1 protein-coding gene is annotated in these 286 nt (G+C 45.5%); it reads right to left on the bottom strand.

All coding sequences use genetic code 11. From position 1 onward, the window contains the following. Nucleotides 1-99: 99 nt before the first annotated feature. On the bottom strand, nucleotides 100-286 hold a 187-nt coding region (locus FS736_RS24620; RefSeq protein WP_395883935.1), incomplete at its 5' end, for a hypothetical protein.

The following is a 286-nucleotide window of genomic DNA, read 5'->3' as shown; positions in this document are numbered from 1 at the left end:
TGTCCAAAGTGCCCTCACTTCCTACACACATTTTTCCTCTCCCATTTCTAAATATACCTTCCTTATCCTTCTTTTCCTTATTCCCCCCATAACCTCATATCAATCGGGCTTGCTCCTGACTTCACCTACAACAGCGACACAGTCGATTCTATTCCTCACCACTTTCCTCCCACCCTCCACCACCATTTCTTCACCTTTTACCCTTATCATCTTACCCAGCCTCGTCATGATCACTCTTACACCAACATCTTCCAGCTTCTTGTTTCCAATCCCACCCCTCACTAAA

Origin of the sequence: Cytobacillus oceanisediminis 2691, assembly GCF_007678455.1 — a bacterium.
Lineage (GTDB): Bacteria > Bacillota > Bacilli > Bacillales > Cytobacillaceae > Mesobacillus > Mesobacillus oceanisediminis_A.
The sequence above is the reverse complement of the archived record's forward strand: the minus strand, read 5'-3'. Positions and strand labels throughout refer to the sequence as shown.